The sequence below is a fragment of the Luteimonas sp. MJ250 genome, from assembly GCF_039548455.1.
Classification (GTDB): domain Bacteria; phylum Pseudomonadota; class Gammaproteobacteria; order Xanthomonadales; family Xanthomonadaceae; genus Luteimonas.
On record NZ_JBCLVB010000009.1, the window covers coordinates 1 to 21,478 of the forward strand.

The 21,478-nt window shown below is 69.7% G+C and carries 18 protein-coding genes; 14 read left to right on the forward strand and 4 right to left on the reverse strand.

The genetic code is table 11. The features are described 5' to 3' along the window. Positions 1-90: 90 nt before the first annotated feature. Positions 91-987 (forward strand): MBL fold metallo-hydrolase, encoded by an 897-nt coding sequence (locus tag WCE37_RS03545; RefSeq protein WP_343278167.1) that lies wholly within the window; start codon positions 91-93, stop codon positions 985-987. 3 nt (positions 988-990) lie between these two features. Here WCE37_RS03545 and WCE37_RS03550 read toward each other — a convergent pair whose 3' ends face one another. Beyond that, positions 991-1,551 (reverse strand): winged helix-turn-helix domain-containing protein, encoded by a 561-nt coding sequence (locus WCE37_RS03550; protein ID WP_343278168.1) that lies wholly within the window; start codon positions 1,549-1,551, stop codon positions 991-993. Between the two features lie 144 nt (positions 1,552-1,695). Beyond that, positions 1,696-2,325, reverse strand: a complete 630-nt coding sequence (gene upp, locus WCE37_RS03555; RefSeq protein ID WP_343278169.1) for a uracil phosphoribosyltransferase — start codon at positions 2,323-2,325, stop codon at positions 1,696-1,698. Positions 2,326-2,428: 103 nt separating this feature from the next. On the opposite strand from upp, the gene WCE37_RS03560 reads away from it, so the two are divergent. Genes WCE37_RS03560 through WCE37_RS03570 form a run of 3 tightly spaced genes read left to right on the forward strand, consistent with a single transcriptional unit; the run spans position 2,429 to position 7,673 of the window. Beyond that, positions 2,429-5,011 (forward strand): TonB-dependent receptor, encoded by a 2,583-nt coding sequence (locus tag WCE37_RS03560; protein ID WP_343278170.1) that lies wholly within the window; start codon positions 2,429-2,431, stop codon positions 5,009-5,011. Between the two features lie 11 nt (positions 5,012-5,022). Next, positions 5,023-6,213, forward strand: coding sequence for a phytase (locus WCE37_RS03565; protein ID WP_343278171.1), 1,191 nt, complete (start codon positions 5,023-5,025; stop codon positions 6,211-6,213). A 47-nt stretch (positions 6,214-6,260) separates the two neighbouring features. Next, positions 6,261-7,673, forward strand: a complete 1,413-nt coding sequence (locus WCE37_RS03570; RefSeq protein ID WP_343278189.1) for a metallophosphoesterase family protein — start codon at positions 6,261-6,263, stop codon at positions 7,671-7,673. 60 nt (positions 7,674-7,733) lie between these two features. Here WCE37_RS03570 and WCE37_RS03575 read toward each other — a convergent pair whose 3' ends face one another. After that, entirely contained in the window at positions 7,734-9,230 is a 1,497-nt protein-coding gene (locus WCE37_RS03575; protein ID WP_343278172.1) for an aminotransferase class III-fold pyridoxal phosphate-dependent enzyme, read from the reverse strand. A gap of 134 nt (positions 9,231-9,364) precedes the next feature. Here WCE37_RS03575 and WCE37_RS03580 point away from each other — a divergent pair, with 134 nt between their 5' ends. The 9 genes from WCE37_RS03580 to secF all read left to right on the forward strand — a co-directional run bounded on the left by WCE37_RS03580 (position 9,365) and on the right by secF (position 19,400). Then, entirely contained in the window at positions 9,365-9,796 is a 432-nt protein-coding gene (locus tag WCE37_RS03580; RefSeq protein ID WP_343278173.1) for an Lrp/AsnC family transcriptional regulator, read from the forward strand. A 9-nt stretch (positions 9,797-9,805) separates the two neighbouring features. Further along, the gene (queA, locus tag WCE37_RS03585; protein ID WP_343278174.1) at positions 9,806-10,837 is read left to right on the forward strand and encodes a tRNA preQ1(34) S-adenosylmethionine ribosyltransferase-isomerase QueA; all 1,032 of its coding nucleotides are present in this window, start codon (positions 9,806-9,808) and stop codon (positions 10,835-10,837) included. A 73-nt stretch (positions 10,838-10,910) separates the two neighbouring features. Next, positions 10,911-12,020: a Fe(3+) ABC transporter substrate-binding protein gene (locus WCE37_RS03590; protein ID WP_343278175.1), complete on the forward strand. Its 1,110-nt coding sequence runs from the start codon at positions 10,911-10,913 to the stop codon at positions 12,018-12,020. A gap of 25 nt (positions 12,021-12,045) precedes the next feature. After that, positions 12,046-13,773 carry an iron ABC transporter permease gene (locus WCE37_RS03595; protein WP_343278176.1) on the forward strand — a complete coding sequence of 576 codons (1,728 nt, stop codon included), beginning with the start codon at positions 12,046-12,048 and terminating at the stop codon, positions 13,771-13,773. Then, on the forward strand, positions 13,770-14,777 hold the full coding sequence (locus tag WCE37_RS03600) for an ABC transporter ATP-binding protein (RefSeq protein WP_343278177.1): 1,008 nt from the start codon (positions 13,770-13,772) through the stop codon (positions 14,775-14,777). The genes WCE37_RS03595 and WCE37_RS03600 overlap by 4 nt, the downstream gene beginning before the upstream one ends. A gap of 75 nt (positions 14,778-14,852) precedes the next feature. Next, the gene (gene tgt / locus WCE37_RS03605) at positions 14,853-15,977 is read left to right on the forward strand and encodes a tRNA guanosine(34) transglycosylase Tgt (RefSeq protein ID WP_343278178.1); all 1,125 of its coding nucleotides are present in this window, start codon (positions 14,853-14,855) and stop codon (positions 15,975-15,977) included. A 130-nt stretch (positions 15,978-16,107) separates the two neighbouring features. Beyond that, positions 16,108-16,446, forward strand: a complete 339-nt coding sequence (yajC, locus tag WCE37_RS03610) for a preprotein translocase subunit YajC (protein WP_343255374.1) — start codon at positions 16,108-16,110, stop codon at positions 16,444-16,446. 106 nt (positions 16,447-16,552) lie between these two features. Beyond that, a complete protein-coding gene (gene secD, locus WCE37_RS03615; protein ID WP_343275427.1) occupies positions 16,553-18,418 on the forward strand; it encodes a protein translocase subunit SecD in 1,866 nt (621 codons plus the stop codon). Between the two features lie 16 nt (positions 18,419-18,434). Continuing rightward, positions 18,435-19,400 (forward strand): protein translocase subunit SecF, encoded by a 966-nt coding sequence (gene secF / locus WCE37_RS03620; protein WP_343275428.1) that lies wholly within the window; start codon positions 18,435-18,437, stop codon positions 19,398-19,400. Positions 19,401-19,731: 331 nt separating this feature from the next. Here secF and WCE37_RS03625 read toward each other — a convergent pair whose 3' ends face one another. Beyond that, positions 19,732-20,556 carry an inositol monophosphatase family protein gene (locus tag WCE37_RS03625; RefSeq protein ID WP_343256169.1) on the reverse strand — a complete coding sequence of 275 codons (825 nt, stop codon included), beginning with the start codon at positions 20,554-20,556 and terminating at the stop codon, positions 19,732-19,734. Positions 20,557-20,642: 86 nt separating this feature from the next. On the opposite strand from WCE37_RS03625, the gene WCE37_RS03630 reads away from it, so the two are divergent. Further along, a complete protein-coding gene (locus WCE37_RS03630; protein WP_343278179.1) occupies positions 20,643-21,452 on the forward strand; it encodes an RNA methyltransferase in 810 nt (269 codons plus the stop codon). The last annotated feature ends 26 nt before the right edge of the window (positions 21,453-21,478 follow it).

Below are 21,478 nucleotides of genomic sequence, written 5' to 3' on the forward strand. Positions count from 1 at the left end.
TTCGGGAGCGGCCATGGCCGCGATCAGGCGGGACGGCAGCACCGATCGCGGCCATGGCCGCTCCCCACAGATCCTCGACGAGGACAGCGCATGAAACTCTGGTCGATCGAAGGCAACACACAGCGTCTGGACGGTGGCTCCATGTTCGGCAACGCGCCGCGGGCGATGTGGTCGAAGTGGATGACGCCGGACGAGGCCAACCGCATCCCGCTGGCCACGCGTGCGCTGCTGGCGACGCCGCTCAACGGCCGCACGGTGCTGTTCGAGACCGGAATTGGCGCCTTCTTCGAGCCCAAGCTGCGCGAGCGCTACGCCATCGGCGGCGAGGGCCACGTGCTGCTGGACTCCCTGCGCGAGGCGGGCTTCGGCCATGAGGACATCGACGTGGTGGTGCTGAGCCACCTGCACTTCGACCATGCCGGCGGCCTGCTGTCGGCCTGGCAGGAGGGCAGGGAGCCGGAGTTGCTGTTCCCCAACGCCACCTTCGTGATCGGTCGCGAGCAGTGGCAGCGCGCACATGATCCGCACCCGCGCGACCGCGCCAGCTACATCCCGGGACTGCTGCCGCTGCTTGAAGCCAGCGGCCGCGTGGAGCTGGTCGACGGCGACCGCACGCCGGCGCTGGGCGACGCGGTGCGCTTCCACTGGAGCCACGGCCATACCCCGGGAATGATGCTGGCCGAGGTGCTGGGACCCGAGTTGCGCGACGACGGCCACCACGGTGGCGTGGTGTTCTGCGCCGACCTGGTGCCCGGCATGCCCTGGGTGCACGTGCCGATCACCATGGGCTACGACCGCTGCGCGGAGACCCTGATCGACGAGAAGCAGGCGTTCCTGGAAGACAAGCTGGCGCGCAACGTGCATCTGTTCTTTACCCATGATCCGACCCATGCGATGGCCCAGCCTGGACGCGATGAGCGCGGGCGCTTTGTCGGCGCGCATCAGATCGCGCGACTGCAGGCGAGGAGCCTCGGCGCCGCAGGCTGAGCTTCAGCCGGCGCCCGCCGGCCGCAGCAGCAGCCAGGCGAGGCGGATGGCGACCAGGGTCGCGGTCGCGGCAAGGATCCAGGGGAGCCAGACCCGCCAGGTGCCGGGGGCACGCCTCGTGTCTGCGGGCGGCCCTGGTGCGGGCGATGGCTCCCTCGCGCCGTCAGCTGCCGCTTTCGCTGTCGGTGCCGGTGCCGGTGCCGGGGGCGTTTGCCTGGAGGCAGGCTGCGGCGGCCGGGCAGGGGCGGTCCCGAGTTGCACTGCCGGCAGCGCCAGGCGATAGCCCTCGCCGTAGATTGTCTGCAGCAGGTGCCCCGAGCTGTCACCCAGCGCGGTGCGCAGCCGCCGCATCACTTTCGAGACCGCGCTGTCCAACACGGTGTCTGCGTCGAGCCATGCCTCCACGGTCAGCGTCGCGCGCGGCACCACGCGCTCCGCGTGGCGCAGCAGGCATTCCAGGACCGCCAGCGCACGGGCATCGAGTTCGCGGGTGCGGCCGTCGGCGTGCAGGCGCCTGAGCGCCGGTTCCAGCCGGTAGCGGCCGAACAGCCAGGCCCCAGCCATCTGCGCGGGCCCTGGTGCGGGCCCGCCGCCAATCGGCGGAACGTTCGATGTCAGCGATGGAGTGGCCACACCGCAGGGCAACGCGGGGAACAGCGCGGTGCGGACACCCGCGGCCGGCAGTGCCGGACGTGGCGGCGGCTGGAATCAGGCGCGGGTGCCGAAGATCTTGTCGCCGGCGTCGCCGAGGCCCGGGAGGATGTAACCGAGATCGTTGAGGCGTTCGTCGATGGAGGCGGTATAGACCTCGACGTCGGGATGGCGGGCTTCGAGTGCGCGCAGGCCTTCGGGCGCGGCCACCAGGAACAGCCCCTTGATCCGGGTGCAGCCGGCGGCCTTGAGCATGTCGACGGTGGCGATCAGGGTGCCGCCGGTCGCCAGCATCGGGTCGAGGACCAGGGCGGTGCGGTCGGCCATGTCGCCGACCAGATTCTCGTAATAGGGCACGGCTTGCAGCGTGCTTTCGTCGCGCTTGATGCCGACCACGCCGACCTTGGCCGCCGGGATCAGCTCCAGCACGCCGTGCAGCATGCCGAGGCCCGCGCGCAGGATCGGCACCAGGGTGACCTTGCGGCCCTTGATGCGGCGCACGCGCACCGGCCCGGCCCAGCCCTCGACCTCGGCGTCTTCGCACTCAAGGTCGGCCGTGGCCTCGTAGGTCAGCAGCGCGGCGACTTCGCCGGTGAGCTCGCGGAAGGTCTTGGTGCTGTTGTCGACACGGCGCATCAGGCCGAGTTTGTGCTGGACCAGCGGGTGGCGGACTTCGACGATTTTCATGGAGAAGAGTCTAGCGCGTGGCGGCCATGTGACTGCGGTAACCGGATTGAAACAAGCCGGAAATACCGTGGGCACCCAACGATCACACTTCGAGTCCCCCGCCGTGACCAAGCGCCATCCGCTGCACCTCGCCATCGTCACCACCCTGGCCCTGACCGCTGCCGGCGGGGCCATGGGCCAGGAGGTCCCGGCTCCCCGGCCGCCCGCCGAAAGCACGGCCGCCGCGCCTGATGCGGTGAACTTCGAAGCCATCGAGGTCCGCGGCCAGTTCGAGTCGCAGATGCGCGCGATCGACTTCAAGCGTGCGTCGGACGCCATCCAGGACACGGTGTCCGCCGACTCCATGGGCCAGTACCCCGACCAGAACGTCGGCGAGTCGCTGTCGCGCCTGCCCGGCATCAGCGTCACCCGCGACCAGGGCGAGGGCCGCTACGTCGTGATCCGCGGCCTGGACGCGGCGCAGAACTCGGTGATGGTGGACGGCATCGGCATGGGCACGCCCGAAGACAGCAGCCGTGCCGCGCCGCTGGACGTGATCCCCTCGGACTCCACCGAGCGCCTGACCGTGGTCAAGGCCCCCACCCCGGACATGCCGGGTGATTCACTCGGCGGCATGATCCTGGTCGAGTCGGCGTCGGCCTTCGACCGCAACGGCCGCGACATGCGCCTGAAAGCCGAGGCCAGCCACCAGAACCTCAGCGGCGAGACCAGCCCCAAGGCCGCGTTCAATTTCAGCGACGTCTACAACGACACCTTCGGCGTGGCCTTCGGGCTGAGCTGGCAGGACCGCGATTACGAGAGTGACAACATCGAGGTCGAATACGACGACCAGTTCGAGGACGTCACCGGGGATCGCCTGACCCCGGTCGAGATCCAGCAGCGCAAGTACACGATCAACCGCGAGCGCACCGGCGTGAACCTCAACCTGGACTGGCGCCCGGACAACGACAATCAGTACTACCTGCGCACGCTGTATACCGACTTCACCGATGCCGAGACCCGCCAGAACCACATCATCCCGGTCGGCGAGGGCGACATTGCCGGCTACGACGGCGGGAGCTGGAGGGTTGAAGGCATCTCGCCCGGCGACTTCGGCCGCCGCCTGCGCTACCGCACCAAGGAAGAAGACACCTTCACCACCAGCGTCGGTGGCATGAACCGCCGCGGCAGCGCGCAGTTCGACTACCAGCTCGGCTACACCAAGGCCCGCGAGCGCGTGGACGACGAGGTCGAGATGCGCTTCGAGTACCTGGGCGAGGACGACATGTCGGTCCGCGTCGGCCCGGGCCGGCTGCCGTCGTTCGACGTCATCGACCCGGCAGGTGGCGATGCCTGGTTGCGCAACGCCAACTACGGCCTGGACCGCCTGGTGGTGGGACCCAAGCAGGTGGATGACGAGTCGCTGAGCGCGAAGTTCGACTTCACCTGGACCGGCGAGGCGGTGACGCTCAAGAGCGGCTTGCTGGGACGCTGGCGTGACCGCGACGTCAACGTCGACGAGGCCGAGTACCGCATCGGGCCTGATGTCGACCTGGGCGGCTGGACCACGGGCTCGCCCGGCTACCGCCACGGCAACATGGGTGACGGACTGTCCTCGGGCGCAATGCGCCGCTTCCTGCGCGACAGTCGCGGCGCGTTCTCCGCCCGCCCCGGCGACGTGGCCGAGAACACGATGATCTCGCTGGTCGAGGACTACACCGCGAGCGAAGACGTGCTCGCCGCCTACCTGATGGGCACGATGGACTTCGGCAACCTGCGCGTGATCGCCGGTGCGCGCGTTGAGCGCACGGAGTTCGACGCCAGCGGCTGGATGGTGGACCTTGACGAAGACGGCGCGCTCACCGCCAGCCCGACCTCGGCCTCGAGTTCCTACACCAGCGTGCTGCCGGGCCTGCACCTGCGCTACGACACCGGCAACGACTGGGTGCTGCGCGGCGCGGTCACCAAGACTGTCGCCCGCCCGACCTTCGGCGACATCTCGCCGCGCGCAAGCATCAACCGCGACGACGAAGAGGTCAGCATGGGCAATCCGCAGCTCGATCCATACGAGTCGCTGAACTTCGACCTGTCGTTCGAGCGCTACATCGGCGAATCGGGCATCTTCTCCGCCGGCATCTTCCACAAGTCGATCGACGGCTACATCGTCGAGACCTGGACCGACAGCGATCCGGCGTTCCCGGGCTTTGACGTCACACGCCCGATCAACGGCGAGGACGCCGAGGTGTTCGGCGTCGAACTCAACTGGCAGCAGAAGCTCGACTTCCTGCCGGGTGCCTGGAGTGGCCTGCTGGTCGGCCTGAGCGGTACCTGGCTCGACACCGAATTCGTCGCCGGCACCGAAGACCGCGCCGGCGAGAAGTTCGCCTTGCCGCTGTCGTCCGAGCGCCTGTACAGCGCCCACATCGGCTGGGAGAACGAGCGCGTCAGCACCCGACTGGCAGCGGTGCACCGCAGCGAATACCTCGACGAGATCGGCGACGACGCCCGCTACGATCTCTGGGTCGCGCCCAACACCCAGCTCGACTTCAGCCTGGACTACAAGGTCGCGGACAACTGGGGCCTGTACTTCGAGGCCTCGAACCTGCTGGACGAGCCGCTCGAGCTCTACCAGGGCTCGCGCGACTTCACGCTGCAGAACGAGCTTTACGGGCGCAGCTACACGCTGGGCGTCAAGGTCAATTTCTGAGGATGAACGCAATGCAGAACATCACCAACCGCCGCGCCGGCTGGCGCGTGCTGGCCGCCAGCACCCTGGCGCTTGCGCTCGCTGCCTGCGGCGCAGGACAGGGGCCGGCGGATGCCGCGGGCACCGGCACCGCCGCCCAGGCAGAGGATGCGGAGGACCGCGCCGATCGCGCCCGCGAGGCCGCGCGCAGCGATGGCGTGACCGAGGCGGCGGCCGTGCCCGAAGCCTTCGCCACGCCGATGACGCCTGGGGACAACATCGATTCGGTCGCGAGCTGGGCCGGACCCGATGGCAAGGTGCTGCTGCTCGCCACCGCAAAGTCCACACACCGGCTGGTGGTGTATGACGGCGCCACCGGCGCGCTCGTGCGCCACGTCGGCGAACGCGGCGCGGGTCCAGGGCAGTTCGACCGCCCCAACGGTATCGCCGTGGCCGACGACCTGGCCTTCGTGGTCGAGCGCGACAACCACCGCGTGCAGGTGCTGCGCCTGCCCGGCATGGAGACCGTCGCCGAGTTCGGCGCCGACGTGCTGCAGCTGCCCTACGGCCTGTGGGTGAACCAGGTGGACGGTGGCTACGAGGTCTACGTCACCGACGCCTACATGGCCGGGGAAGACGCCGAAGGCGAGGACATCCTGCCGCCGCTGGCCGAGCTCGATCGGCGCGTGCACCGCTTCGCGCTCGCAGCCGCGGCTGATGGCGGTGGCTACCGCGCGAGTCACATCGCGGCCTTCGGCGACACCACGCCCGAGGGCGCGCTGCGCGTGGTCGAATCGCTGTGGGGCGATGCCGCCAACGATCGCCTGCTGGTGGCCGAGGAAGACGAAACCTACGCCAACGAGTTCAAGGTCTACGACCTCGCCGGCAACTTCAGCGGCCGCACCATCGGCGGCGAATTCCTGCAGGCCCAGGCCGAAGGCATCATGCTCAAGACCTGTGCCGATGGCGGCGGCTGGTGGATCACTACCGAGCAGGGCAAGGGCCGCACCGCGTTCCACCTCTTCGAGCGCGATTCGCTGGCGCACGCCGGGGCGGTGGCTGGGCCCACGGTGGCCAATACCGACGGCATCTGGCTGCACGACGCACCGACCACGCAGTTCCCCGACGGCGTGCTGTACGCGGTGCATGACGACCAGGGCGCGGTGGCGATCAGCTGGAGCGAGATCGCCTCGGCGCTGGCACTGCCCGCGTGCGCGCGCTGATGGTCGTGCACGCCGCGACGCCGAAGCCGACCGCGCGGCTGGTGCCCATGCCGGTGACAGATGGCCTGCGCACGCTGCTGCTGGCGGCGCTGGTCGCGCTGCCGGTGACGCTGCCCACCAGTGCGATCGCGCGCGACGTGGCCGGCGGCCCGCGCGCGGTCGAGCCCAACACCCTGGTGCCGGCCGGTGACGCCCGCTACGCGCCCGCCGCGCATCCCGATCGCATCGTGGCCTCGCCGGCGGCGGATCCCTCGCGCGGATTCCAGGTGTCGTGGCGCACCGCGGCTGGCGTGGATGCGCCCCTGCTCGAGCTTGCCGTCGCCGGAGACACGCCGGACCTGGGCGAGGCCAGGCGCCTGCGCGCCGCCACGCGCGCGTTCGACATCGAACAGCGCCTGTCGCACCAGCACCAGGTCGAGGTCACCGGCCTTGAGCCCGATACGCTTTACGCCTACCGCGTGCAGGGCGCCGGGGGCTGGTGGAGCCCCTGGCGACAGCTGCGCACCGCGGCGGCGCCGGGCAGCGCGCTCGAGTTCCTTTATTTCGGTGACACCCAGAACAAGAACGCGAGCCATTCCACGCGGGTGGTCCTGGAGGCCCTGCGTCATGCCCCCGAAGCACGCCTGGCGCTGTTCACCGGCGACCAGGTCAGCGGCGGCGACGGCGAGGACGACAACGAATGGGGCGAGTGGTTCGACGCCGTCGCGCCGTTGGCGTCGACCATGCTGCTCGCGCCGGTGACCGGCAACCACGAGTATTTCGAGGAGTTCGAAGACACCCCGCAGGAGCGCCGCGTGCTCGGCCACCACTGGCCGCACGTCTACGACCTGCCGGACAACGGCGCGCCGGATGCTGCGGCCACGACCTACTGGTTCGACATGAACGACGCACGCTTCGTGGTGCTCGACGGCACCTCGGCGCTGGACCTGGGTACCGCCGAAGCGCAGGCAGCATGGCTTGACGGCGTGCTTCGCGACAGCACGCAGGCATGGTCGATCGTCGCCATCCACCAGCCGATGTTCTCGCCGCGCCAGGACCGCGACAATGCGTTGCTGCGCGAGCACATCCTGCCGGTGCTGGAGGCGCATCGCGTCGACCTGGTGCTGCAGGGCCACGACCATGTCTACGGCCGTCGCGGCGGGCCGGTCGAAGGGCAGGGCACGCCGCAGTACCTGGTCAGCGTGGTCGGTGCAAAGCAGTACCGGCTGTCGCCGGAAGCGCGCGAAACGATGGCGCCGGTAGCGGAAGACACCCAGCTGTTCCAGGTGGTTCGCATTGATGGCGACACCCTGCGCTATGAAGCACGCACCGCCACCGGCCGCCTGTACGACGCCTTCTCGCTGCTTGGCGACCGCGAGTCCGGGCGCAGCCTTGTCGAGCACCCCGAAGACCGCATCCCGCAGCGCGACTGCGAACGTGCCGCGACGCTCAAGGGCCGTGCCGACCGCTGCTGGGAGTAGCCTCGTGGGGGAAGTCGTGGCGGCGGAGGGTACAAAGACCCCGTGCCGCAGTCGGCGGCCTCAGGCCGCGGCTTCGACCCGCGGGCCCTCCTGCAGCGCGCGCTTCACCATCGACACCACGAGGTCGAGTTCGTCCTCGCCCATCTCGAAGCGCGGAGTGAAGCGCAGCGAGTTCTCGCCGCCGTGGATCACGCCCAGGCCCTGCTCGCGCAGCCACTCCTCGGTGGACCCGGCGCCGTAGCCCTTGAAGCCCGGTGCCAGCTCGCAGGAGAACAGCAGCCCCGTGCCCTGGACCTTGGTGATCAGCCCGCCAAGCTCGGCCTTCAGCGCCTCGAGCTTCTCCAGCGCCTGCGTGCCGCGCGTGCGGATGTTGGCGCGCACCTCGGGCGTCACCATGCCCAGCACCGCCACGCCGACGTCGGCCGCGCGCGGGTTGGCGGTCATCGTGTTGCCGTAGGTGCCGCGCTTGTACATGTTGGCGGCACGCTCGTTCACCGCAAGCACCGACAGCGGGAACTGGCCGGCGTTGAGCGCCTTGGAATAGGTTTCCATGTCCGGCGCGTCCTGGCCCTCGAAGCCGGGGTAGTCGACGATCGACAGCGCACCGGTGGCGCGCAGGCCGGCCTGGATGGAGTCGACCAGCAGCAGCGAACCATGCGCCTTTGTCAGCTCGCGCGCCGCGGCATAGAACTCCACCGGCACGCTGCGGCCCGGGTCGCCTTCGCCCATCACCGGCTCCAGGAACATCGCTTCGATGAACCAGCCCTTGGCATCGGCGTCGGCGAAGGCCTGCTTCAGCGCATCCATGTCGTACGGCGCGACCACGATCACGCTGTCCTCGTTGCGGTAGCTGGCCAGCGCGCCCTGGTAGGCCTTGCGGGTGGAGTCGGAGTACAGCGCCGGGGCCTCGGTGCGGCCGTGGAAGGCGCCCTTGACCACCAGGCGCTTGATCGTGCGCCCGGCATGGCGGCCACCGGCGTCGGTCATGGTCTTGGCGTTGGTGTCGGCGATGCGCGCGGCCAGTGATACCGACTCCGAGCCGGAATTGAGGCACATGAAGGCGGCATACGGGCAGCCGCCGGCACTGTGGCCGATCTCCTTGCGCAGGGCGCGATCCAGCCGCAGCTGCGACAGGTTGGGGGTCATGACGTTGGCCAGCGCCTGCGGCTTGGCCATGGCGTCGATCACCGGCTGCGGCGCATGGCCGAAGCCGAGCATGCCGTAGCCGCCGGTGTCGTACAGCACCGCGCCCTTCAGGGTCACGATCCACGGCCCACGCGCGGTCAGGGCGACGTAGGGGTTCACGCCGTCCTGCGGATAGAAGTTGACGTAGCCGGCCTGCACGGCCTGGACCTGTGCGTCCTCATCGAGGTCGAGGAGGTCGGCGAAGTCGGATTCGATGCGCCCGAACTCGGCCGCGGCGGCGTCGATGGCGGCGACCAGGTCCGGATGGCCGGCGGCGAAGCGCGCCACGGTGGCGTCGTCCAGCCCGGGGCTGCGGCGCTGGCCCTTGCGGGCGCGGAGCGGGGCGAGGGCTGCGGTCACGTGGTCGGTCATGGCGGTGTCTCCTGTGCGTCTGCCGGCCGGTTTGCCGGGCGATACCCCTATTATCGGGATGCGTTCGTCGGTTGGTAGGTACGATCTGCGCGCAAATGCTGCTGTTTTCGGCGAATCGACGATAGAATCCGGGCATGAAGCTCAGTCCCGCCGACGAAGCCCTGCTCTCGCTGCTGCGCGAGGACGCCCGCGCGCCGACCGCGGCCATCGCGCGCCGCCTGCAGCTGTCGCGGACCACGGTGCAGAGCCGGATCGAGCGCCTGGAGCGGATGGGCGTGATCGCCGGCTACACCGTGCGCGTCAGCGACGACCACGAACGCGAACGCGTCCGCGCGCTGATCATGATCACCGTGTTCCCGAAGCAGGCCCCCGGCGTGGTCGAGGTCCTGCGGCAGATGCCCGGCGTCCGCGCCCTGCATTCGGTCAACGGCGCCTGGGACCTGGTGGCGATGGCGGTGGTGCCGACCATCGGCGACATGGACGAACTCACCGACCTGATCGGCGCGCTGGACGGCGTGGAGCGCACCACCTCGACCCTGCTGCTGTCGACCAAGTTCCAACGCTGAGGCCCCCGCTTGAAGAAGTCCGATTTCAACTTCGACCTGCCGCAGTCGCTGATTGCCCAGGCGCCCTTGGCCGAACGCTCGGCCAGCCGCATGCTGGTGGTGCCGGCCGGTGGGTCCGGCCTGGACGATCGCCAGGTGCACGAGCTGCCGGAGTTCCTGCGCGCCGGCGACCTGCTGGTACTCAACGACACCCGGGTGATCCCAGCGCGGCTGTTCGGCCGCAAGCAGGGCAGCGGCGGGCGCGTGGAGATCCTGATCGAGCGCCTGCTGCCGGGCAACGAGGCCCGCGCCCAGGTCGGCGCCAGCAAGACCCCGAAGCCCGGCAACCTGATCGAACTCGACGGCGGCGGCGTGGCCGAGGTCGTGGCTCGCGACGACGGCTTCCATCACCTGCGCTTCCACGTCGATGGCGGGCTTGAGCCGTGGCTGGCCAAGGCCGGGCGCATGCCGCTGCCGCCCTATATCCAGCGCGAGCCCGGCGCCGACGACGCCGAGCGCTACCAGACCGTGTTCGCGCGCGCGTCCGGCGCGGTCGCGGCGCCGACCGCCGGCCTGCACTTCGACCAGGCGCTGCTGGATGCCCTGCGCGCGCGCGGAATCGACAGCGGCCACGTCACCCTGCACGTCGGCGCCGGCACGTTCCAGCCGATGCGCGTGGATGATGTGCGCGAGCACCGCATGCACAGCGAGTGGATCAACGTCGGCGCGGCCCTGGTCGAGCAGGTGCGGCGCACCCGTGCGGCCGGGGGCAGGGTGGTCGCGGTCGGCACCACCGTGGTGCGTGCGATGGAGTCGGCGACCGTCGAGGGCGAAATGCATCCCTTCGTGGGCGAGACCGCGATCTTCATCGTCCCGGGCTACCGGATCACCTCGGCCGACATCCTGCTCACCAATTTCCACCTGCCCGAATCGACCCTGCTGATGCTGGTGTCGGCGTTTGCCGGCCGCGAGCGGGTGCTGGCGGCCTACGCCCACGCGGTGCGCGAGCGCTACCGGTTCTTCTCCTACGGCGACGCGATGCTGCTCTTCCGCAATTCCTGAAAATGCCCCGTGTCGAGTATCATTCTCATTTGCGCCGGCCAGTCCGGCCCGATCCAGTGACCAGGAGATGCCCGTGAACATCCACTTCCGCGCGCCCCGCGCCGCCCTTGCCGCCGCCTGCACGGCGCTGCTGCTCGCCGCATGCAGTGCCGATCCGGCGCCTGCGACGACGGCTGGCGAACAGGCGGCGAGTGACACGCCGGCCGCCGCCGCCACGCCTTCCGACGCGGGCGAGGTCAACCTCTACACCACCCGCGAGCCCGGCCTGATCCAGCCGCTGCTGGACGCCTTCACCGCCGAGTCGGGCATCCAGGTCAACACCGTGCTGCTCAAGGACGGCCTGTCGGAGCGCCTGGGCGCCGAAGGCGAGCGATCGACCGCCGACGTGCTGATGGTGGTCGATACCGGCAACATGCTCGACCTGGTCGAGGCCGGCCACACCCAGCCGCTGCAGTCCGACGTGCTTGAAGCCGCTATCCCGGCCCATCTGCGCGGCGCCGACGACCAGTGGTTCGCGATGTCGCTGCGCGACCGCGTGCTGTATGCGCACAAGGACCTGGAGCTTGAATCGTTCCATTACGAGGACCTGTCCGACCCGCAGTGGAAGGGCAAGGTCTGCATCCGCTCCGGCCAGCATCCGTACAACACCAGCCTGTTCGCGGCGATGATCGCCCACCACGGCGCCGAGGCCACTGAAACCTGGCTGAGCGGCGTCAAGGCCAACCTCGCGCGCAAGGCCGCTGGCGGCGACCGCGACGTGGCCCGCGACATCCTCGCCGGCATCTGCGACATCGGCATCGCCAATGCCTATTACGTCGGCCGCATGAAGAACGCCGAGCCCGGCTCCGAGCAGCACCAGTGGGGCGAGGCGATCAAGGTCATCCGCCCGACCTTCGACGTCGACGGCGGCGGCACCCACGTCAACATCAGCGGCGCCGCGCTGGCGGCGCATTCGCCCAACCGCGACAACGCGGTGAAGCTGATGGAGTACCTGGTCTCCGACGAGGCGCAGAGCCTGTACGCACGCGCCAACTACGAATACCCGGTGAAGGCCGGCGTCGAGCTCGACCCTGTGGTCGCAAGCTTCGGCGAGCTCAGCGTCGACCCGCTGCCGCTGACCGAAGTGGTCGCGAACCGCCGCGAGGCCAGTGCGCTGGTCGACAAGGTCGGCTTCGACAACTGACGCGCCGACCCCGGGGCGTCACGTAATGGCGGCGGCTGGAGTATCCGCGGATGCGCTGCATCCGCTGGCCCGCGGCCCTGCCGGTCGCGGCCTGCGGCGATTGCTGCCCGAAGGGCCGTGGCAGTGGGCCGCGGTCGCGATCGCCGCGGTCGTGGTCGCGCCGCTGCTGGCCCTGGCCTGGACCGCGCTGCAGGGCGGACAGGACGGGCTCTGGAGCCATGTGGCCCGCTACGTGCTGCCGGTCGCGGCGCGCAATACCCTGGCGCTGCTGGCCGGTTCCGGCGCGCTGGTGGTGGCGATCGGAACCGGGGCGGCATGGCTGGTCACGGCCTACGAGTTCCCGGGCCGGCGTACGCTGGCCTGGGCGCTGCTGCTGCCGCTGGCGGTGCCGACCTACATCGTCGCCTTCGCCTATCTCGACCTGCTGCACCCGCTGGGCCCGGTGCAAGGCCTGGTGCGCGACATCCTCGGCTACGACAGCCCGCGCGATTTCCGCCTGCCGGATATCCGCGGGCTGGCCGGCTGCATCGTGCTGCTGGGCTTCGTGCTCTATCCCTATGTCTACCTGACCACGCGCGCGATGTTCATGACCCAGGCCGCGGGCCTGATGGAAGCCGCGCGCGTGCTTGGCGCGACGCCGATGCAGGTGTTCCGGCGGGTGGCACTGCCGCTGGCGCGGCCGGCGATCGCGATCGGCACTGCGCTTGCGCTGATGGAGGTGCTCAACGACATCGGCGCCTCCGAGTTCCTTGGCGTGCAGACCATGACGGTGGCCGTCTATACCACCTGGGTCACGCGCAGCGACCTGCCGGGCGCGGCGCAGATCGCCCTGGCGATGCTGGCGATCGTGGTCGCGCTGCTGGCGCTGGAGCGCTACGCGCGGCGACGGCAGCGCTATGCGGTGGGCGACCGGCCGCGGCCGATGCGCCCGCAGCGGTTGCGCGGCGCCGCCGCGGCGCTGGCGATCGTGCTGGGCGTGGTCCCGGTGCTGATTGGCTTCGTGCTGCCGGCGGGCTACCTGGTCTGGGAAGCATTCGAGCGGATCGGCCAGCACGGCGTGTCGCCGCAGCTGCTGGCGAGCGTCCGCAACACCGTGGCCGTTGCCTTGGCGGCGACCGTAGCCACCCTCGCCGCCGGCCTGGTGCTGGGCTGGTCGATGCGGCTTGCGCAGGGCCGGCGGCGCAGCGCCGGGGCGCTGTTCGCGCTGCGCAGCGGCAGCCTCGGCTATGCCGTGCCCGGCACCGTGCTGGCGATCGGCCTGCTGCTGCCGCTGGCCTGGTTCGACACCGGCGCAAACCTGGTGCTCGGTGCGTTCGGCATGGATCCGCGGATGCTGCTGATGGGTTCCGCGGCGGCGCTGGTGCTGGCCTACATGGCGCGCTTCCTGGCGATTTCGGCCGGTGGCATCGAGGCCGGGCTGGCGCGCATCCCGCCCAGCCTGGACCAGGCGGCGGCCAGCCTCGGCCACGGGCCGGGCGCGACGCTGCGCCGCATCCACCTGCCGCTGCTGCGCCCGGCGCTGGCCGCGGCCGCGCTGCTGGTGTTCGTGGACGCCATGAAGGAGCTGCCGGCGACGCTGCTGCTGCGCCCGCTGAATTTCGAGACCCTGGCGACCTGGCTGTACGCCGAGGCCTCGCGCGGGACCTATGAGGAAGGCGCGGTGGCGGCGCTGCTGATTGTCGCCGTCGGCCTGCTGCCGGTGGTGCTGCTGGCGCGCACCGGCGTGCGCTATGGACGGGAGAAGATGACGTGAGCGATGCGCTGCTGGAGATCGCGGGCATCCGCGTCGGCTACCCGGTGCCGGGCGCCGCCGCGCGCGTGGTGGTCGACGATCTCTCGATGTCGCTCGCCCCCGGCGACATCGGCTGCCTGCTGGGCGCGTCGGGCTGCGGCAAGACCACGGTGTTGCGCGCGATCGCCGGCTTCGAGCCGGTGCAGGCGGGCAGCATCGACGTGGACGGCGTGCGGGTCGCTGCGGCGGACGTGCTGCTGCCGCCCGAGAAGCGCCGCGTCGGCATGATGTTCCAGGACTACGCGCTGTTCCCGCACCTGGATGTCGATGCCAACATCGCCTTCGGCCTGCGCGGGCGGTCCAGCGACGCGCGCCGGGCACGGGTGGCTGAGATGCTGGCGCTGGTCGGCCTGTCCGACCGCGGCGGCGCCTATCCGCATGAACTTTCCGGCGGCCAGCAGCAGCGCGTCGCCCTGGCCCGCGCGCTGGCGCCCGGTCCGGCGCTGCTGCTGCTCGACGAACCCTTCTCCAACCTCGACACCGACACCCGCCAGCAGCTCGCGATCGAGCTGCGCGAGCTGCTGAAGGCGTCGGGCGCCACCGTGCTGATGGTGACGCACGACCAGGCCGAGGCCTTCGCCATGGCCGACCACATCGGGGTCATGGACCGCGGCCGGATCATGCAGTGGGACAGCGCCGAGGCCCTGTACCGGCGGCCGCAGGACCGCTTCGTCGCCGGTTTCATTGGCCGCGGTGCCCTGGTGCCCGCCGCCGCGCTCGGACTGGCGCGCGGCGGCGAAGTCCTGCTGCGCCCCCACGCCCTGCAGCCCGATCCCGAAGGCGCCGTGCGCGCAGAACTCGTGGCCCTGGCCTTCCGCGGCCCCGGCCACGTCGCCAGCCTCCGCCTCTCCGGCGGCACCGTGGTCGAAGTCGACCTCGACGACGCCGCCGGCATCCAGGGCCTGACTGCCGGCGACCCGCTGCGCCTGCGCCTGGCCGAGGACGGGATGGTCGCTTTCGACTGACGCGGCTTATGGCTGCTCCTACAAGTGGCCGGCGGGTTCCGCGACAATGGGTGCCCGATTGGAGCCAGGTATCCGATGTCACGCATGAAGTTCGAGCTGCTTGCCCGCGATGGCGCCGCCCGCCGGGGTCGCCTGGCGTTTCCGCGCGGCACGGTGGAGACGCCGGCGTTCATGCCGGTGGGGACCTACGGCACGGTCAAGGGCATGCTGCCGGGGCAGGTGCGCGAGCTGGGCGCGGAGATCATCCTCGGCAACACCTTCCATCTGTTCCTGCGGCCGGGGCTGGAAGTCATCGAAGCCCACGGCGGCCTGCACGGCTTCGCGCGCTGGGACGGGCCGATCCTCACCGACTCCGGTGGCTTCCAGGTGTTCTCGCTGGCGCACCGCCGCAAGATCACCGAGCAGGGGGTGACCTTCTCGGCGCCCACCGACGGCTCGAAGGTCTTCCTCGGCCCCGAGGAGTCGATGCACATCCAGAAGGTGCTGGGCTCGGACATCGTGATGATCTTCGACGAGTGCCCGCCGGTGCAGAAGGACGGCCAGCCGGTTGACCCGCGCGTGATCGAGCGCTCGATGGAGCTCTCGCTGCGCTGGGCCGAGCGCTCGAAGCGGGCGCATGAAGGCAACGATGCGGCGCTGTTCGGCATCGTCCAGGGCGGGGTGCACCAGGACCTGCGCACGCGCTCGGCGGCGGGCCTGAAAGACATCGGCTTCGACGGCTACGCCATTGGCGGCCTGGCGGTGGGCGAGACCGAGGCCGAGCGCAACGCCATGCTCGAGCACACCTGCCCGCAGCTGCCCGATGACCGCCCGCGCTACCTGATGGGCGTGGGCCGGCCGGAGGACCTGGTCGACGGCGTGGCCCGCGGCGTGGACATGTTCGACTGCGTGATGCCGACCCGGAACGCACGCAACGGCCACTATTTCACCTCCACCGGCACCGTCCGCATCCGCAATTCGCGCTACGAGCGCGACACCCGCCCGATCGAGGAAGGTTGCGGCTGCCCGGCCTGCAGCGGCGGCTACACCCGCGCCTACCTGCGCCACCTGGACCGCTGCAACGAGATGCTGGGCCCGATCCTGGGCACCCTGCACAACCTCTGGTACTACCAGAAGCTGATGGCCGACATGCGCGCCGCGATCGCCTCGGGAACCTTTGATGCCTTCCGCCGGTCCTTCCTTGCAGCCCGGATGCCCTGAGCCGCGACAGAACCGGACCCGAACCCCACCCCGACCCGCCCCCGAATCCAATGCCCCCGCTGCGGGCTGGAACGCCCTCCCACGTCGCCGTGGCATACTTGCCAGCTGATTTCCGAACGGACCGCCCCGAATGAACCTGCTCGACTTCCTGATCGCCCCCGCCTACGCCCAGGCCGCAGCACCCGCCGCGCCCAACCCCTGGCAGTTCCCGATCATGATGGTCGTGCTGTTCGCGATCATGTACTTCCTGATGATCCGCCCGCAGATGAAGCGGCAGAAGGAACATCGCGCCATGGTCGAGAAGCTGGCCGTGGGCGACGAAGTGCTGATCGGCGGCGGCATCGCCGGCGTGGTGCGCCGCGTGGGCGACAGTTTCGTCAACGTCGAAATCGCCGACAAGGTCGAGATCCGCGTGCAGAAGACCGCCATCGGCAACGTGCTGCCCAAGGGCTCGCTGAAGTCCATCTGACACTCGCCGGAAGCACCGCGGCCGGCGCCTGCGCCGTGCCGCGACCGGCGCCTGCAACCGAATCCGTCACTCCCGCCCGCGGGACGACCTGGCGCAAGAACCGACCATGCTCGAATTTCCCCGCTGGAAGTACGTCATCATCCTGTTCGTGGTGCTGTTGAGTGCGCTGTATGCGCTGCCCAACGTCTACCCGCAGGATCCGTCCGTGCAGATCACCTCCAACCGCGGCGCCGCCACCGGCGTTGAACTGGACGGGAAGATCGAGGCGGCGCTGGCGGCCGCCGGCGTCACCGCGAAGTCGATCGACACCAGCGACGACGGCGAGCGCATGGTCCGGCTGCTGGACCTCGACGACCAGACCCGCGCTGCCGACGCGCTGCGCCCGGAGCTTGGCGACGACTACGTGGTCGCGCTGAACCTTGCCTCCACGGTGCCGGACTGGCTGACCTGGTTCGGCGCCAAGCCCATGCTGCTCGGCCTCGACCTGCAGGGCGGCGTGCACTTCGTGCTCCAGGTCGACCAGAAGGCGGCGCTGGACAAGCGCCTGGACGCCTATGCCGACGAGGTCCGCGCGGTGCTGCGCGACAACCGCATCCGCTACGACTCGGTGGAACGCAACGCCACCGGCACCACCGTGGCCCAGCTTGCCGACGCGGCCGATGCCGACCGGGCAATGACGCTGCTGGCCACCGCGCAGCCGACCCTGCTGCGCCAGGCCGTGGGCAACCGCATCACCATCCGCGTGCCCGAGACCGAGCTCAACCAGATCTCGGCCGACGCCATCGACCAGAACATCACCACGCTCCGCAACCGCGTCGACGAAGTCGGCGTCGGCGAGCCGGTGATCACCCGCCAGGGCAACGACCGCGTGGTGGTGCAGCTGCCTGGCGTGCAGGACACCGCCGAGGCCAAGCGCATGATCGGCGCCACGGCCACGCTGGAATACCGCGCGGTCATCGACGGCGATCCGTATGACGCCGTGGCCAGCGGCAACGTGCCGCCGGAAGCGCGCGTGTACTACCGCCGCGAGACCGGCATCGACGGCAAGCCGATGCCGGTGCTGCTGTCCAAGCGCGTGATCGCCTCGGGCGAGCAGATGGTGATGGCGCAGTCCACGCTGGATGAAAACGGCATGCCGGCGGTGAGCGTGACGCTCAACAACCTCGGCGGCCAGCGCATGTTCGACTTCACCTCGGTCAGCGTGGGCAAGCCCATGGCCGTGGTCTACATCGAGCGCGTCCCGCAGGTGACCACCAACGCCGCCGGCGAAGAAGTGCGCAGCTTCCGCGTCAACGAGGAAGTGATCTCGGTGGCCAACATCAACGGCGTGTTCGGCAAGCAGTTCCAGACCACGGGCCTGGAGAAGGCCGAGGCCGATGGCCTGGCGCGCCTGCTGCGCTCGGGTTCGCTGGCCGCACCGATGGACTTCATCGAGGAGCGCATCGTCGGCCCCAGCCTGGGCAAGGAGAACGTCGAGCGCGGCACCACCGCGGTGATGTACGCCTTCGTGTTCACGCTGCTGTTCTTCGGCATCTACTACCGCATGTTCGGCCTGTTCACATGCGTCGCGCTGCTACTCAACCTGCTGATGGTGGTGGCGGTGATGAGCCTGTTCGGCGCCACCATGTCGCTGCCGGGCTTCGCCGGCCTGGCACTGTCGATCGGTATGTCGGTGGACGCCAACGTGCTGATCAACGAACGCATACGCGAAGAGCTGCGGGCTGGAATGCCTCCGCGGGGCGCGATCGCCAACGGCTACGACAAGGCGTCCGGCACGATCTTCGACTCCAACATGACCGCGCTGCTTGCCGGCGTGGCGCTGTTCGCCTTCGGCACCGGCCCGCTCAAGGGCTTTGCGGTGACGATGGTGATCGGCATCCTGACCTCGGTGTTCACCGCGGTCACCGTCTCGCGCGGCATCGCCACCCTGGTCTACGGCGGCAAGCGCAAGCTCAAGACCCTGGCCATCTGACGCGGGCATACGACACATGACTATCTTTCCCCTGCGCCTGATCCCGGCTACCCCCAACATCGACTTCATGCGCCTGCGCTGGGTGTCGGTGGCGGTGTTCGCACTGCTTACCATCGCCACGATCGCGGCGATCGCCGGCAAGGGCTTCAACTACGCGCTCGACTTCACCGGCGGCACCGTGGTCGAGCTGCGCTTCGAGCAGCCGGCCGATGTCGATGGCGTGCGCCAGCGCCTGGCCGATGCCGGCTATCCCGGTGCCCAGGTGCAGACCTTCGGCAGCGGCAGCGACCTGCTGGTGCGGCTGCAGCCGCGCGACGGCGAGACCAGCGCCGACGGCACGGCGCGCACCGCGGATGACGTGCTCGAGGCGGCCTCAGCCGGCGGCAATCCCGCAACCATCCAGGGCAGCGCCTTCGTCGGTCCGCAGGTGGGCCGCGACCTGGCCTGGAACGGCCTGTACGCGATCCTGTTCGTGGTTGTCGGCTTCCTGATCTACATCGGCTTCCGGTTCGAGTGGAAGTTCGCGGTCGCTGCGATCGTCACCACGCTCAACGACGTGCTGATCGTGGCCGGCTGGTTCGCGATCAGCGGCCAGGAGTTCGACCTGACCGTGCTCGCCGGCCTGCTGTCGGTGATGGGCTTCTCGATCAACGACACCATCGTGGTCTTCGACCGCGTGCGCGAGAACTTCCGCAGCATGCGCGCGCCGCCGATGGAGGTGCTGAACGCGTCGATCAACCAGACCCTGTCGCGCACGGTCATCACCTCGGTGGTGGCGTTCCTGACCGTGTTGGCGCTCTACCTGTACGGTGGCGGCTCGCTCGAAGGCATGTCGCTGGCGATGATGCTAGGCATCGTGATCGGCACCCTGTCGTCGATCCTGGTCGCCTGTCCGCTGCTGAGCATGGGCTTCCTGAAGGTCACCAAGCAGGACCTGCTGCCGAAGGCGCGCGACGACGCGGAGCTCGCGCGCAGGCCTTGAGGGCTCCAGCGGGCTGGCCAAAGCCCGGATTGAAAAAACCCCGCCAGAGTGCGGGGTTTTTTTATGTTCTTCTCCCGACTGCGCGGGTTTGGATGATTGCTCCGGGAGGGTGTGCGCTGCCCGTCGTGGAGGCAGGGGGGATGCCCAGCCGGAATATGCGCATCCTGCTCCCAGTTCCGGCCGCCGGCCATCCATGGCCGGCTCTGGGCATCCCCCCTGCCTCCACGGCGGGCCCGGACCTTCTTGGCGGTCGGGGGAGGAGGGCTGCGCGCATCCCGACGGAGCGGCGCCCGACCCGACTATCTCGTCATCAGCCGGAGATAGGCTTCGATCAGAACGCCGCGGCGTAGCCGGAGGCGGCGACGGTTTTTTGCAGGGCTTCGGCCACGCGGATGTTGCCGGCCACCACCTGGCGGCTGTTCATCGCGATGTGCAAGGGGCCCATCGCGGCACCCTTGTAGTCGGTGACCTTGCCGCCGGCCTCGCGCACCATCAGGATGCCCGCGGCGATGTCCCAGGCCTGCACGCCGGCTTCGAAATAGCCGTCGGTGCGACCGGCGGCGACGTAGGCCAGGTCGAGCGCGGCCGAACCCGTGCGGCGCACGTCTTCCGCCACCGACAGCACCTGGCGCATGCAATCGAACTGCGCCGCCGTGCGCGAACGCTCGCGCGGATGGAAACCGGTGGTGACGAGGGTGCCGGCGAGGTCCTTGCGGTCGGCCACCCGGATGCGCTTCTCATTGAGCTGGGCACCGCCACCGCGGCTGGCGGTGAAGAGCTCGTTGCGCAGCGGATCGAAGATCACCCCATGCAGCGGCTCGGGCCCTTCGCACAGCGCGATCGAGACGCACCAGTGCGGGAAGCCACGCAGGTAGTTGCTGGTTCCATCCAGCGGGTCGATCACCCAGGTGTAGCGGCTGGCGCCCTGGCTGCCCTTCTGCTCGCCGCCTTCCTCGCCAAGCACGGCGTATTCGGGATAGGCGCGGCGCAGCTCCTTGACCACGGCGACCTCGGCCAGGCGGTCGACCTCGCTGGCGTAATCCATGCGGTCCTTTTCGACGACGTTGATCGCATCGAGCTTGTGCATGTGCCGCAGGAGGATATTGCCACCGGCGCGGGCCGCCTTGACCATGATGTTGACGGCAGGTTGTAGCATCGCAGGCGGACTCCGGCGTTGTTGGGGGACGGCAGGGGGAAAGAACAGTCGGCTCGAGGCCGTCGCACAGTTTACCATTTGCGCCCATGAACACCGCGCACATCGCGAACAGCACGCAGCCGGCGGGCGGGATCCGCATCGTCCTGGTCGGCACCCAGCACCCGGGCAACATCGGCTCGGCGGCCCGCGCCATCAAGACCATGGGGCTGCAACGGCTTGTGCTGGTTGCGCCGGAGCGCTATCCGCATGCCGACGCGGTGGCCATGGCCGCCGGTGCCGACGATGTGCTCGATGCGGCGCCCATCGTCGACAGCCTGGCCGAGGCCGTGGCCGACTGCAGCCTGGTGCTCGGGTGTACCGCGCGCAGCCGCCGCATCCAGCTCGAGGAACTCGCGCCGCGTGCCGGGGCCGCGCGCCTGCTCGAGGCCAGCGGCCGTGGGGCGAACGTGGCGCTGGTGTTTGGCCGCGAGCGCACCGGGCTGGACAACGACGAACTGCAGCTGTGCCACGCCGCGGTGCATATTCCCGCCAACCCGGAGTACAGCTCGCTGAACCTGGCCGCGGCCGTGCAGGTCCTGGCCTACGAACTGCGGGTGGCATCGCTGGAGCGCGATGCGGCGTCCGCCGGAGACGGCGAGGGCGAAGGCAACGTCGCCAGGCGCGATCCCCCGGCCAGCCATGCCCAGCTCGAAGGCTTCTTCGGCCAGCTTGGCGACACGCTTGATGCGATCGACTTCCACAAGGGTCGCGCGCCGCATTCGGCGCTGCGCAAGCTGCGGCGGATCTTCCTGCGCTGCGACATGGACGAGCGCGAGCTGCGGCTGCTGCGTGGAGTCCTTGCCGATGCCCAGCGCATGGCGCGGCTGGCGGGCGGAGCATGCGGCGGGGACGCGTGAATATGTGCCGGCGATCATGTTTTCCG